Source organism: Castellaniella sp., assembly GCF_049650445.1.
Classification (GTDB): domain Bacteria; phylum Pseudomonadota; class Gammaproteobacteria; order Burkholderiales; family Burkholderiaceae_B; genus Castellaniella.
The window spans coordinates 53,183-66,990 of the sequence record NZ_JBASAD010000034.1 but is presented as its reverse complement, the minus strand read 5'-3'; the positions used below and the strand labels follow the sequence as shown (position 1 = coordinate 66,990).

At 61.9% G+C, this 13,808-nt stretch carries 15 protein-coding genes; 1 reads left to right on the top strand and 14 read right to left on the bottom strand.

The window, feature by feature from the left end; genetic code table 11:
- Positions 1-55: 55 nt before the first annotated feature.
- The 10 genes from WA983_RS11785 to WA983_RS11740 form a co-directional block, all read right to left on the bottom strand.
- Positions 56-2,059 carry a methyl-accepting chemotaxis protein gene (locus WA983_RS11785; protein WP_424312084.1) on the bottom strand — a complete coding sequence of 668 codons (2,004 nt, stop codon included), beginning with the start codon at positions 2,057-2,059 and terminating at the stop codon, positions 56-58.
- A gap of 286 nt (positions 2,060-2,345) precedes the next feature.
- Complete coding sequence (locus WA983_RS11780) at positions 2,346-2,771, bottom strand: F0F1 ATP synthase subunit epsilon (protein ID WP_376811109.1); 426 nt, start codon at positions 2,769-2,771, stop codon at positions 2,346-2,348.
- A gap of 9 nt (positions 2,772-2,780) precedes the next feature.
- On the bottom strand, positions 2,781-4,202 hold the full coding sequence (gene atpD, locus WA983_RS11775) for a F0F1 ATP synthase subunit beta (RefSeq protein ID WP_424312080.1): 1,422 nt from the start codon (positions 4,200-4,202) through the stop codon (positions 2,781-2,783).
- Positions 4,203-4,246: 44 nt separating this feature from the next.
- Positions 4,247-5,146 (bottom strand): F0F1 ATP synthase subunit gamma, encoded by a 900-nt coding sequence (atpG, locus tag WA983_RS11770; RefSeq protein WP_424312079.1) that lies wholly within the window; start codon positions 5,144-5,146, stop codon positions 4,247-4,249.
- Positions 5,147-5,200: 54 nt separating this feature from the next.
- Positions 5,201-6,742, bottom strand: coding sequence for a F0F1 ATP synthase subunit alpha (atpA, locus tag WA983_RS11765; protein ID WP_424312078.1), 1,542 nt, complete (start codon positions 6,740-6,742; stop codon positions 5,201-5,203).
- A 36-nt stretch (positions 6,743-6,778) separates the two neighbouring features.
- A complete protein-coding gene (locus WA983_RS11760) occupies positions 6,779-7,318 on the bottom strand; it encodes a F0F1 ATP synthase subunit delta (protein ID WP_424312077.1) in 540 nt (179 codons plus the stop codon).
- A 13-nt stretch (positions 7,319-7,331) separates the two neighbouring features.
- The gene (locus WA983_RS11755) at positions 7,332-7,802 is read right to left on the bottom strand and encodes a F0F1 ATP synthase subunit B (RefSeq protein ID WP_376811114.1); all 471 of its coding nucleotides are present in this window, start codon (positions 7,800-7,802) and stop codon (positions 7,332-7,334) included.
- A gap of 129 nt (positions 7,803-7,931) precedes the next feature.
- Positions 7,932-8,174: a F0F1 ATP synthase subunit C gene (gene atpE, locus WA983_RS11750; RefSeq protein ID WP_043684944.1), complete on the bottom strand. Its 243-nt coding sequence runs from the start codon at positions 8,172-8,174 to the stop codon at positions 7,932-7,934.
- Between the two features lie 98 nt (positions 8,175-8,272).
- On the bottom strand, positions 8,273-9,151 hold the full coding sequence (atpB, locus tag WA983_RS11745) for a F0F1 ATP synthase subunit A (protein ID WP_424247720.1): 879 nt from the start codon (positions 9,149-9,151) through the stop codon (positions 8,273-8,275).
- A 24-nt stretch (positions 9,152-9,175) separates the two neighbouring features.
- On the bottom strand, positions 9,176-9,613 hold the full coding sequence (locus tag WA983_RS11740; RefSeq protein WP_424247718.1) for an ATP synthase subunit I: 438 nt from the start codon (positions 9,611-9,613) through the stop codon (positions 9,176-9,178).
- A gap of 356 nt (positions 9,614-9,969) precedes the next feature.
- Here WA983_RS11740 and WA983_RS11735 point away from each other — a divergent pair, with 356 nt between their 5' ends.
- A complete protein-coding gene (locus WA983_RS11735) occupies positions 9,970-10,839 on the top strand; it encodes a response regulator transcription factor (protein WP_424247716.1) in 870 nt (289 codons plus the stop codon).
- Between the two features lie 63 nt (positions 10,840-10,902).
- On the opposite strand, the gene WA983_RS11730 is transcribed toward WA983_RS11735, so the two are convergent.
- From WA983_RS11730 to WA983_RS11715, 4 genes are all read right to left on the bottom strand, one after another.
- Positions 10,903-12,111 carry a transporter gene (locus WA983_RS11730; RefSeq protein WP_424247715.1) on the bottom strand — a complete coding sequence of 403 codons (1,209 nt, stop codon included), beginning with the start codon at positions 12,109-12,111 and terminating at the stop codon, positions 10,903-10,905.
- 96 nt (positions 12,112-12,207) lie between these two features.
- On the bottom strand, positions 12,208-12,669 hold the full coding sequence (locus WA983_RS11725; protein WP_424312076.1) for a hypothetical protein: 462 nt from the start codon (positions 12,667-12,669) through the stop codon (positions 12,208-12,210).
- A gap of 37 nt (positions 12,670-12,706) precedes the next feature.
- The gene (locus WA983_RS11720; RefSeq protein ID WP_424247711.1) at positions 12,707-13,390 is read right to left on the bottom strand and encodes a C39 family peptidase; all 684 of its coding nucleotides are present in this window, start codon (positions 13,388-13,390) and stop codon (positions 12,707-12,709) included.
- Positions 13,391-13,399: 9 nt separating this feature from the next.
- Positions 13,400-13,741 (bottom strand): hypothetical protein, encoded by a 342-nt coding sequence (locus WA983_RS11715; RefSeq protein ID WP_424312075.1) that lies wholly within the window; start codon positions 13,739-13,741, stop codon positions 13,400-13,402.
- Between the last annotated feature and the right edge of the window lie 67 nt (positions 13,742-13,808).

Below are 13,808 nucleotides of genomic sequence, written 5' to 3'. Positions count from 1 at the left end.
GGCCTGCGGGCCGCGCCGGCGCGGGGCGCGGTGAGGTCTTGGGGGTGGGATTCGATCAGTATTCCCCTGGGCGGGACACCCTCTGCAGCGGTCCCGCCGAGACGATTTGCGGCGCACGGCTTTCCTCGACCTTGAAGACCGCCACAGCTTGCGCCAATTGCAGCGCCTGGTCCTGCAGCGAAGCCGCAGCCGCAGCCGCTTCCTCCACCAGCGCGGCGTTTTGCTGCGTCACGCTGTCCATCTCGCTGACGGCGATATTGATCTGGCCCAGCCCATCGCTTTGCTGCACTGACGCCGTGGCGATTTCCTTGATGATCGTCGCGACCTCGCCAATCGCCGCAGAGGTGCGAGCGATGATCTGGTCGGCATGCTGAACCTTCGCCGTGCTGGCCTGCGCCAGATTGACGGAATTTTCGATCAGATCCTTGATTTCGAGCGCCGCCGCCGAACTACGCCCCGCCAGCGTGCGAACCTCGCCGGCCACCACCGCGAAGCCCCGGCCTTCTTCACCCGCACGGGCAGCCTCCACAGCCGCATTGAGCGCCAGGATGTTGGTCTGAAACGCGATCCCTTCGATCGTGGCAATGATTTCGCCCATCTTCTGCGAGCTTGCAGTCATCTCGCCCATGGACTCCACGATCGCGTTGACGGCCGCGTTGCCCTCGCCCGCCATGCCCGCCGCGCTGGAGGCCAGGCCATTGGCCCGTTCCGCATTGTCCGCATTCTGGCGCACCGTGACGGACAGTTCCTCCAGGCTGGCGGCCGTTTCCTGCAAGGACGCCGCCTGCTGTTCGGTGCGGGAGGACAGATCGGTATTGCCCTGCGCGATCTGCGTCGCCGCCGAGGACACCGACTCGCTGTTGGCGCGGATGCCCGAAATCACGCCCATCAACTGCGTCTGCATGTTCTTCATGGCGTTCAACATGCTGGACTTGTCCTGCGGGCGCACCGCAATCGTCGACGTCAGATCGCCCTTGGAAATCCGCATCGCAATGTCAGCCGCATGCGCCGGCTCGCCGCCCAGCGGACGAATCACCAGCCGCTCCAGCGCCCAGGCCAGAATCAGGGACACGATCAGGATGCTGACGAAACCCAGCGCCAGCGAGGTATTGCGCATGGCATCGACATGCGCCAGCACCCGGCTCAGCGGCACGGTGACGGCCAATGTCCAGACATTGCGCGACTCGCCGATACTGACCGGTACGGTCACGGTGTAGGTCTTTTCTTGCAAGAAACGATCATGGTCCGTAGTGTAGCCCTGCACGCCTTCATGCTGCAGCAGTTGCCCCAGCGGGGACTGCGGGTCCTCCTTCGTGCCAATGAGCGCCTTGTCGGGGTGGCTGACAAAGCTGCCCTCGCGGGTCAGCAGCCGGGCGTAGCCGATCTCATAGGGCTTGATCTCGTCGACGCGCGCCTGGAGCGTATCCATCGTGATGTCCACCCCCACCACGCCCAGCGCCTTGCCATTGTCGAGGATGGGCGTCACCAGACTGGTCATCAGCACGTTCTGTCCATTGGCGAGCGTGTAGCCATAGGGGTCGAGCACGACTTCCTTGCCACTGTCTCGCGACCGCAAGTAGAAATCACCCGCACCCGGCTTGTCGTAGTCGACCAGGAGCTCCATCACGAGTTTGTCCTGCTCCCGGTGCCAAAAGGGGATGAAGCGCCCCGATCCGTCGTGGTTGGGCTGCTGAGCGAATCGAGCGTCCTGGCCGTCGAAGGCGTTGGGCTCCCAGACCGACCAGGTACTGAAAAACGAGGGATTGGCCGCCAGGACATTCTGCAGCATGGAGACCGCCGTGTCGCGATCCGCCACACCCGCACGCATGCCCAGAAAGCTTTGCGCCAGGGTATGTGCGGCGTTCCGGGCGCGCTCGGCCTCGCGCGCGACGGATTCCGCCTCTCCCACCGCCAGCGCTTCGACATAGTCGTAAGCCGCTTCGGTTTGCGCGGATGCGGCCTGACGGACCATCACCAGAACCGTCACGATGAATCCCAGGGCCACCATGGCAACCACGACTGAAAGCATGCGCGCGCGCAGGCTCATTTTGGACCACATCACGTTCCCTCTCCCAGAAATCAAGGCGTTGTCGTATTTTTTAATCGACCAAAAACCATTATGACTGCCTTATCAGCAGGGTTATTGATGAAACAAGCCGGTACTCAGGCGCTACAAGAGGGATGGTTCCACCTTGGGGCGGCCCGGCGGTAATAAAAAGCCCCCACGCCGCGCAGGCTTCGCCTGCTTGCTGCCCCCCAAGGGGGCGCTTTTTGCCTTGGGGCGGCCCGGCGGAAAAAGAAAAAGCGCCCTGTCGGGCGCTTTTTCTTGACTGCGAAAGACCGGATCAGTGCGAGCTGCGCTTCTGGCTGAACTTGCGCGCAGCGGCGGCCTGGGCCGCCAGCATGGCGAGTTCGGCCTCGACGACGGCGATGTCGGCCTTTTCCTTGGTGTTGCGCAGGGCTTCCTCGGCGCGCTCGCGCGCGGCGACGGCCTTGGCCTCATCCAGATCGGTCGCACGAATGGCCGTGTCGGACAGCACCGTCACGGAATTCGGCTGGACTTCCAGGATGCCACCGGCCACGAAGATGTATTCCTCGGTGCCGTCGTCACGCCGGATTTTCAGCGTGCCGGGACGCACGCGCGAGATCAGCGGAGTATGCCCCGGCAGGATGCCGAGGTCGCCCGACTCGCCCGGCAGGGCGATGAAGGCCGCCTCGCCGGAAAAGATCGAGGCTTCCGCGCTGACCACTTCGATGTGCAGAGTCGCCATGTGCAATCCTTATTGGAGGGTCTTGGCCTTCTCGAAGGCCTCGTCGATGCCGCCCACCATGTAGAAGGCCTGCTCGGGCAGCGCATCGCACTCGCCCTCGACGATCATCTTGAAGCCGCGCAGGGTCTCTGTCAGCGGCACGTACTTGCCGGGCGAGCCGGTGAAGACTTCGGCCACGTGGAAGGGCTGCGACAGGAAGCGCTGGATCTTGCGAGCGCGGGCCACGGCCTGCTTGTCTTCCGGCGACAGTTCGTCCATGCCCAGAATGGCGATGATGTCGCGCAGTTCCTTGTAGCGCTGCAGCGTCTGCTGCACGCCACGGGCGATGTTGTAGTGCTCTTCGCCGACGACCTGCGGATCGAGCTGACGGCTGGTCGAATCCAGCGGGTCCACGGCCGGGTAGATCCCCAGGGCGGCGATGTCACGCGACAGCACCACGGTGGAGTCCAGGTGGAGGAAGGTGGTGGCGGGCGACGGGTCGGTCAAGTCGTCAGCAGGCACGTACACGGCCTGGATGGACGTGATGGAGCCGGTCTTGGTGGACGTGATCCGTTCCTGCAGCTTGCCCATTTCTTCGGCCAGCGTCGGCTGGTAGCCCACGGCGGACGGCATCCGGCCCAGCAGGGCGGACACTTCGGTACCAGCCAGGGTGTAGCGGTAGATGTTGTCCACGAAGAACAGCACGTCGCGGCCTTCGTCACGGAACTTTTCCGCCATCGTCAGGCCGGACAAGGCCACGCGCAGACGGTTGCCGGGAGGTTCGTTCATCTGACCGAACACCATGGCGACCTTGGATTCCACCAGATTGTCGAGCTTGATGACGCCCGCGTCGGACATTTCGTGGTAGAAGTCGTTGCCTTCACGGGTGCGCTCACCCACGCCGGCGAACACCGACAGACCGCTGTGGGCCTTGGCGATGTTGTTGATCAGTTCCAGCATGTTGACGGTCTTGCCCACGCCGGCGCCGCCGAACAGGCCGACCTTGCCGCCCTTGGCGAACGGGCACACCAGGTCGATCACCTTGATGCCGGTTTCGAGCAGCTCGACCGAAGGCGACAGTTCGTCGAACTTCGGGGCGGCCTGGTGGATGGCGCGCTTTTCGTCGGACTGGATGTCACCGCGCTCGTCGATCGGGCGGCCCAGCACGTCCATGATGCGGCCCAGGGTGCCGGTGCCCACGGGCACGGAGATCGGCGCGCCGGTACCGGCCACGGCCATGCCGCGGCGCAGGCCGTCGGACGAACCCATTGCGATGGTCCGCACGACACCGTCGCCCAGTTGCTGCTGGACCTCGAACGTCAGGCCTTTTTCCGCGAAGGCGGAGGACTCGTCGGTCAAGGTGAGCGCGTCGTAAATGTTGGGGATGCTGTCGCGGGGGAACTGAATGTCCACCACGGCGCCGATGCACTGAACGATGGTACCGTTGCTCATGTTTAGTCCTATAAGTATCTCTGGGTTGCCGGTGCTTGCGTCGATCAGACCGCGGCGGCGCCGCCCACGATTTCCGAAATTTCCTTGGTGATGGCCGCCTGGCGGGTCTTGTTGTAGACCAGCTGGAGGTCGCCGATGACTTTCTTGGCGTTGTCAGACGCGGCCTTCATGGCGACCATCCGTGCGGACTGCTCGCTGGCCATGTTTTCCGCCACAGCCTGGTAGACCAGGCCTTCGACGTAGCGCAGCAGCAGCTCGTCGATCACGGTCTGGGAATCCGGCTCGTACAGATAGTCCCAGCCATATTGGTTCTTCAGGGCTTCTTCGTCCTGGGAACCCGTCTGGAAGGGGTCTTCCAGGCCCGAAGGCAGCGGCAGCAGGCGGATGAAGCCGGGATCCTGCTTCATGGTGTTGACGAAGCGGCTGGTCGCCAGATAGACCGCGTCCACCTTGCCATCGACGAAGTCGTCGAGCTGGACCTTGATGGCACCGATCAGACGCTCCAGGTTGGGCGCATCGCCCAACTGGACTTCCGAGGACACCACGTTGACACCGACGCGGTTCAGCAGCCCCAGACCCTTGGAGCCCAGTGCCGTTGCCTGAACACGCACGCCCTGCTGCTCGAATTCCTTGATCCGCGCGAGCACCAGGCGCGAGATGTTGGTATTCAGACCGCCGCACAGGCCCTTGTCGGTGGTGACCAGGACGACGCCCACGGACGACAGCTTCTCGCGTTCCACCATGTAGGGGTGGGTGTAGTCCGGGTTCGCCTGCATCAGGTGGGCCGCGATGGCGCGCACCTTGGTGGCGTAGGGACGGCCCGTCCGCATCCGGTCCTGCGCCTTGCGCATTTTGGATGCGGCGACCATTTCCATCGCCTTGGTGATCTTGCGCGTGTTTTGCACGCTCTTGATCTTGGTTCGAATTTCCTTGATTCCGGCCATTCCACTATCCTGTCAGGGCTGTCCGGGACACGCGTCGCGCGCCCCGGCCGCTACTTAAAACGTGCCGTGCTTCTTGAATTCCAGGATCGCGGCGCCCAGAGCGGCGTCGTCTTCCTTGGAGAGTTCCTTCACGTCTTCGATGCGCTGGATCAGGGCTTCGTGCTTGGCCTTCAGGTAGTCCTTCAGGGCCTTTTCGAAGGCCAGCACCTGACCGACTTCGAGGTCGTCCAGGTGGCCGTTGTTCACGGCGTACAGTGCCACCGCCAGTTCCCAGACTTGCTGCGGCTGGTACTGCGGCTGCTTGAGCAGTTCGACCACGCGCTTGCCGCGTTCGAGCTGGCGACGGGTGGCGTCGTCCAGGTCGGAGGCGAACTGCGCGAAGGCGGCCAGTTCACGGTACTGGGCCAAGTCGGTCCGGATACCACCGGACAGCTTCTTGACGACCTTGGTCTGAGCGGAACCGCCCACGCGCGACACCGAGATACCGGCGTTGATGGCGGGCCGGATACCGGCGTTGAACAGGTCGGTTTCCAGGAAGATCTGGCCGTCGGTGATGGAAATCACGTTGGTCGGCACGAAGGCGGACACGTCGCCGGCCTGGGTTTCGATGATCGGCAGTGCGGTCAGCGAACCGGTCTGGCCCTTGACGGCGCCGTTGGTGAACCGTTCGACGTATTCGGGGTTCACGCGGGCAGCGCGTTCCAGCAGACGGGAGTGCAGGTAGAACACGTCACCGGGGTAGGCTTCGCGTCCGGGCGGACGGCGCAGCAACAGGGACACCTGGCGATAGGCCCAGGCCTGCTTGGTCAGGTCGTCGTACACGATCAGCGCGTCTTCGCCGCGATCGCGGAAGTATTCGCCCATGGTGCAGCCCGAGTAGGCAGCCAGGTACTGCATGGCGGCGGAGTCGGACGCGGCGGCGGCCACGACGATGGTGTATTCCATCGCACCGTGTTCTTCGAGCTTGCGCACCACGTTGTTGATGGTGGAAGCCTTCTGGCCGATGGCGACGTACACGCAGGTGACGCCCTTGCCCTTCTGGTTGATGATGGTGTCGACAGCCACGGCGGTCTTGCCGGTCTGGCGGTCACCAATGATCAGTTCGCGCTGGCCACGGCCGATCGGCACCATGGAGTCGATGGCCTTCTGGCCGGTCTGCATCGGCTGCGACACGGACTGACGCGCGATCACGCCCGGCGCGACCTTTTCGATCACGTCGGTTTCTTTGGCGTTGATCGGGCCCTTGCCGTCGATCGGGTTGCCCAGCGCGTCAACGACGCGACCGCGCAGTTCGGGACCGACCGGCACGGAAAGGATCTTGCCGGTGGTCTTGACGGCGTCGCCTTCGGACACGCCGATGTAGTCGCCCAGAATCACGGCGCCCACGGAATCGCGTTCCAGGTTCAGGGCCAGGCCGAACTTGTTGTTGGGGAATTCGAGCATTTCGCCCTGCATCACGTCGGACAGACCGTGGATGCGGGTGATGCCATCGGTGACCGACACGACCGTGCCCTGAGTGCGGACATCAGTGGACGCGCCCAGGCCTTCGATGCGGCTCTTCAGCAGTTCGCTGATCTCGGACGGGTTAAGTTGCATGGTAAGACTCCTGGAATCCTGTTGTATGGCCCGCCATCACGCGGCCAGCGTATCGCGCAGACCGGCCAGCCGGGCCTGCACGGAAGTGTCGAGCACGTGATCGCCGACGGCGACACGCACCCCGCCGATCAATTCCGGGTCGACCGTCACTTCAGACTTCAGCTTGAGGCCGAACTTGCGTTCCAAGCCCTGCAGCAGACCGGCCACCTGGGCGTCGTTCAGCGGGTAGGCGCTGGTGATACGCGCCAGGGCGGTGCCCTCGAGCTTGTTGCGCAGCAGTTCGAATTGCTCGGCTACCTGGGGCAGCGCCTGGACGCGGCCATTTTCGACCACCAGAGCGACCAGATTGACCGCCTGCACGGGCAGTTCCTGGGGAACCAGCCCCGTCAGCAGCGTGGTGCGCTGGGCGTCGGACAGGCGCGGATCGGCCATGGCCTCGAGCACGTCGGGCATGCCGGACACCTGGGCCAGCAGCGACATCACGCCAGACCAGTATTCGAGCCCGTGTGCATCATTGCGCACGGAGTCGAACAGGGCCTCGGCGTAGGGCCGCGCGATAGTAGACAGTTCAGCCATGACTCGCCCTGGTTCAGAGTTGCGCCTGGAGCTGGTCGAGCAGCTCGGCGTGCGCCTTGGCATCGACTTCGCGACGCAGGATCTGCTCGGCGCCCTTGACGGCCAGTACGGCCACTTCGGCACGCAGCGTTTCACGCGCACGCTGGACTTCCTGAGCGGCGTCCTGGCGAGCCTGGGCGACGATCCGGGCCTTTTCGGCTTCGGCTTCGCGGCGGGCTTCGTCGATCAGCGCAGAAGCCTGCTTTTCGGCTTCGGCCAGACGTGAATGGTTTTCCGTTTTGGAGGCAGCTTCCATCAGACTGACGCGGGCCTGGGCCTGGGCCAGATCGGCCTTGCCCTTTTCGGCGGCGGCCAGACCGTCGGCGATTTTCTGGCGACGATCATCCATTGCCTTCGTCAGGGGCGGCCAGATGAATTTCATCGTAAACCAACCCAGAACGAAAAACACGATCATCTGGAAAAAGAGAGTCGCGTTTAAATTCACGGTCGTTTTCCTAATTTACCCGTTCGTGCCTTGCGGCGATTCCGCAAGGCACCTAATCCGGCCGTCCACAGCCCGCAGGCCGCCGACGAACCCCTGGCCTGCGACCCATTGCGCAGGCCTGTGCCGTCATCAGCCCACGAAGGGGTTGGCGAACGCGAACAGCATGGCCAGACCGACACCGATCAGGAAGGCCGCGTCGATCAGACCGACCAGCAGGAACATCTTGGTCTGCAGGGTGTTCATCAGTTCAGGCTGGCGCGCGGAGGCTTCCAGGTACTTGCCACCCATCATGCCGATACCGATGCAAGCGCCGATGGCACCCAGACCGATGATCAGACCGCAAGCGAGAGCAACGAACGCAACGTTGGTCATAACAACTCCTTGGTAAGTAAACGTTGTTTAGTAAAAATCAAAAAATCAGAAATCAGGGCAAGCCCCGCGAGCCCGCCCGGGAAGCCCCAGGCGAATTTTTAGTGGCCTTCGTGCGCCTGCCCGATATACACCAGGGTCAGCATCATGAAGATGAACGCCTGCAGCAGCACGATCAGGATGTGGAAGATCGCCCATGCCGAACCGGCGAGCACGTGTCCGAACGCAAGACTGATACTGGAAGCATTCGCCCCCGTCCAGGCACCACCCAGCAAAGCGATCAGCATGAACAGCAGTTCGCCCGCATACATATTGCCGAACAGCCGCATGCCCAGCGACACGCACTTGGCCGCATATTCGATGAGGTTCAGCAAGAAATTGAAGGGCGCCAGAATCAGCGCGGCGACACCATGCGCATGGAACGGCGCGGTGAAGAGTTCTTTGACGAAGCCGCCCGGGCGCTTGATCTTGATGCCGTAGTACAGCATCAGCGCCAGCACGCCCATGGACATGCCCAGGGGAATGTTCAGGTCGGCCGTCGGCAGGATTCGGTGATAGTACAGCGGATCCGAGTGATCGGCACCCAGACCGGTCATCTTGAAGATCCAGCCGAGCAGGTCGACCGGAATCAGGTCCAGCGTGTTCATCAGCGTGATCCAGAGGAACACGGTCAGGGCCAGCGGCGCGGCGAACTTGCGCGTGGTTTCATTGGGAATGATGCCCTTGGCTTCTTCGTGGACCATGCCCACGAGCATTTCGATGGACATCTGGAAGCGGCCCGGCACGTCGGTGGTAGCCCGGCTGGCGGCGCGCCAGAGAAAGAAGATGACGATGGCGCCCATCAGGACCGACCAGAACAGCGAGTCGTAGTTGACGACGTCGAAGTTGGCGATGATGTCCTGCTTATGCCCGAGATTGTTCAGGTGAACCAGGTGGTGCTGGATATATTCGGACTGAGGCGTCGTTACAGCGTCGGTCATCGGAAACCCTCTTTCGTATTCAAATCATGGCAGGCGGCGCAAGGCCAGCAATACCACGTACCCCTTCATGACGCCCAACAGGCCCAACAGGAAAGCCAGCCAGTGCAGCCAGCCACCCCACTGCCACGCCACCAGGACCACCACCCCCGCCACCATCAGCAGCTTGAGGAATTCGCCCCAGAAAAAGGCGAGCGATCCCGGGCGTTTCGGCCCGAAGTACCCTAGCAGCAGCCGCAAGGCGAACAGCGCGTTGGGTACAAAATAAGCCGCCGCCCCGATCAGGGCAGAGAACCCGGCGTCCTTCCCAGCAATTCCCCAGGCGCCCAGCACCACCAGCATTCCCGTGAATGCCTGCGCCGCCAGCGCCCGAAACAGACCAGCCCGTGAACGACGGGCGATCAGCGCGCGTTCCGCGTCGTTGAGCACCAGCGGTTTGGCTTCGCCCGACGAATCATCATCCAACCCATTGCGCGGATCCGATGCGGCCCGATCACCCATAACAACCCGTTCACGACCTGACAACGAAGTCACCAGACAGTCTGGTCAAACCGTTGAATTATAGCGTTTTTTGGCACGAGGTTCATGACCCCACCCCAAAAGGCGCACCATTTTAACTCAGTTTGTCATCCGATGCTCAACAGCACGGAACACCCCCTGACCCGCCTTCTTCTGCGCATGGATACGGCCGCAGCGCCAGCTACATGACGACACAGGCTGAAACGATATGGCGATATTTTTAGGGAAATCATAACCGCCGATGCGCTCCATTTGGATGAACAATATACCGTCGCACCACTTGGAGCCATGCGGAGTGCGGGATGGTGACCATTACCGTCGTAGAACCCAACACACTGTTGCGCCTGGGCCTTCTCAACCTGCTGAAAACGCTGGACTGCCATGCCTCCAGCCGAGGCATCGACTACACACAGCTGTTCGACCACGGGCAGCCGCCCCCACCGGACACCGACCTGATGCTGCTGTCCGTGCCGACCGCCTACGATCATGTCAAGGAACTGGTCGCCGCCGCGCAGCAACGATTCGCTCCGCGCAGGATCCTGCTGCTCTCCGACACCCTGGAACCATCCTATTCGCTGCTCAGCCTGTCTCCGGCGCTGGCAGGATACGTCTGCAAATTCGCATCGCAGGATGCGCTGAAGGCATCCATCATGCTCGTCCTGGCAGGCGGCAAATGCTTCCCCCACCCGGCCTTCCCACACGCCGACACGCAGGACACACCGTCCGCCGACATCGATGCCGCCCCCAGGCGGCGCTGGTACGACTTTGACGGCGCAGCCCCTTGCCCGCCGGCCGATGATCCGGCCACGAACGCCCCGCCCCGTCCGCCGACCCTGGTCCGCCAACCGCCGGGCAACCTGCTGGCGGCGCCACCGGCAACGACAGAGGAACAGGCCGACACGGGCCTGGGCCCGGCCCTGACTGCTGAACTTGCCAGACAGGAAGCTGAATTGCTGCGCCTCACGCCACGCCAATACGGCATTCTGGCCCTGATGGCCAGAGGCTACCCCCTGAAGAAGATCAGCCGGGAACTGGCGATCTCCGTGGCGACCGTCAAGACACATACCGAAGCCCTGTACCAGCGCCTGGGTGTCAATAGCCGCAACGCCGCAGTCTATGCGGCGATTTCACGCGGCGCCACGCTGGGATGCTGGCAGGATCCGCGAACCTGACCCATCCCCCCCTGCGGCGCAAGCGCCTGTAGCTACCTCGGGGAGGGAGACCCGCTCATCTGACTAGAACGTCATGGGAACGCGCAGCAACAGTTCCGCGTTGGGCGCATATCGGGTCACGCCCACGCCCAAGGTCAGGTTGATATTGGTTTTGGGCGTGAGCTGATAGCCATACCCGATCAACAACTGCCCCGCCTGGATGGATTGAGAGTCGGCCGCCGAGTTGCCGTCGTATTTCGTCGGCATGACGTAAGTGTGCTGGTAGCCCAGGCTGAGCGAGGATTTTTCATTCAGCGACATGCCCATGCCGAAGTTGAACTTGATCGAATCGCCGGGGTCCACCGTGCCGATCTCCATGGCACCGATGGTTTTGCCGACATTCCTGGATGGCCTCCAGACATAGTCCAGGCCGCCGAAGAATACGACCGGGTCGGACGGATAGATCGCCAGTATGCCGGCATCGAATGCGTAAAAGCCGCTGCCGGTGGGTTGTTCTTCCGGTACCGGCAACCCTCCGGGCGAAGTGCCATTGAGGGAATAATCGATATCGAAGGGGCCTTTACCGGTCGGCAGTGACGCCGTCAGGGAACCGATGAGGTAAGGCGTGTTCAGCCCGCCGTCGTTGAATTGATAGCGCGCGCCCAGTTGGATGTCACCGATCCCCCGGCCGGAATTGCTGAATACCTGATCGTTGGCGGCACCCTCGGCAATCGGTCGCGTAATGGTGTTCTGGCGGCCATACACATAGGGGATCTTCGCATTCAGTTCCAGCCGGTTCGTCAGGCCGTAGCGAACGGCGGCCGCCGCCGTCACCGTCGTCGTGTCGACCTGGCGCACGTCGATCAGACCGACGAGAATGGCCGGCAGCACGCTGAAGCCGATGAGATTGATCTGATTGTCGGACGAATAGTCATATTGCAGCGACGGTTCTATGGCGAACCGGCCACGCGGCGTCAAGATGCCCGGCTGATCCAGAATCGGAGCGACTTTCGAGGCCTCGACCTCTTGAGGGTGAGGCGGTGCCTTGCCGACAGCATCCTGCTCCGTGGCCTGATAGTCCACCGGACCCTGCACGGGACCGCTGCCGGGCGCCTGCATGCGGATCTTCAGGCGCTCAAGGCTTTGACGGGTCTGTTCCAGCATCTTCTGCTGTTCGCTGAGCTGTTGCTCGAGCTGCTGGATGGTGGGTGCGTCTTGCTGAGCATGCACCGGCAGCGCTGCCACCAGAAGCGCCAGAAGAGTTGCATTGGGCAATATCTGTTTGACGTTCATGGGCGCTCGCTATCAGTTAAATGACATCTCGCAATGTGAATTATTCTACGAGTAACAAATGACATGCACTACTGTCATGCCGATGAAAACGCCGATTCAGTGTAGAAATCGCAACAGTGTATTTTGAGTCAGGGACTGCACGGCCATCGTCTGCGCCAGCATCTGACTGGTGATGGTGATATTCAAAGTATTGATCGAGTTGATCACCTGATCGTTCAGGCTGTTCTGAATCACGGTATTCAGCGAACCGCTGGGGATGCCGTTCAAGACCCCTGAGCCGACCGAATTATCCAGCCCCTGCTGGATAACGGTCGTCGTCCCGCCGGACGATCCGGTGGCCTGCTGTCCGGACACGGCATTTCCGTTGATCATGTTGACCTGGATCAGGTTCATGGCCAACATCAACTGACCGAAATTGAACTCCATGGAAAATCCACCCCGGATATGATCCAGGGCCTGCGTGCTGACCGGATTCAATCCGTCGAATGCATCGGCACTCGCAGGCGTCTGAAACGCCAGGGCACCAACCGCCAGGGCCAGCGCGGCCCCACTGCGCATAGATGAAGACATCATGCCTCTCCTTGCATCCACCGCTTCAGAACACGCCCGGTCTGGGGCTGACGAAGACGGTTTCCTGTGCCAGCCGAGCCGCCGACATTGCAGTCCCGAGCGGAGCCAGGGGTTCCGTGCGCCAATCGGTACGCCCATTGAATGTGGCTCGCTGGCGTTGATCGGTAATGACGAAGACAATCGGGGTGACGAGTATTTCCTGAAAACGTTCGCGGGACATCACCCGGGCCCCTGCGGACGGATCGCCCAGCAGCACACGATCTTTGCTGAGCCCCTTGATCACGACGAAATGGTTATATCCATGATCGCTGATCAGCATGACGGCCGGCACCGAGTTCTCGATCAGTTTTTCAATCGGCACTTCGTAGCCGTTTGATTGATAGCCACGCGCATCCAAGTAGCGTTTCATGTCCAGCAGCGAGAAACCATCCTGGCGGATTTTTGCCTGATCACCATGATCCCACATGGCCTGGAATACATCTTGCTCAGTAACCGGATCGCCATATTGGTAAGTCAGCAATGTCGCGACCGCGGCAGATCCGCAACTGAAATCGAACTGCTGATGCACCGTGCGGCTGAACGCTCTTTCCCGAATACTTTCAATGCCAGGCACGTTGATGCCGCCCAAGGCAGGCACCTGTACACTGCCCGCTCGTGCGGCACCGGCAAGGCACAACAGCAGGATGGCTGCCAGCAGTTGCGTTCTCATGGCGGACGCTCATTGCATCTTCACGTTGACGACCGTGGAGTTCTGGATCAGGACGTTGTTCCCGGAATTCTGAATGACGGTTGAAAACCCGTTCATGCCCGAAAACGCCTGTCCGGTCACCTGATTGCCCCCCGAAACGGTATTTGTCGCCTGGTTGTTATACAGCTGTCCATCCGTGTCTTGCATATTGAAGGTGATGTCGCGGGCACCACGGTATTGAGAAAGTGCCGACTCGGTTACCGGCACACCCAACTCCGAGACCTTGGACGCCTCAGCCTGAGGAGCTCCGGCCCAGGCGAGCATTGGCGCAACGCCCATCATCACGACAACAAAGAATTGCCGCCCGTTCATATTGACCTCCTAGCGTACAAAACGCTGTGGGGTGCCCAGGACGCGGCGGTTTCCGGGCGCATCCTGG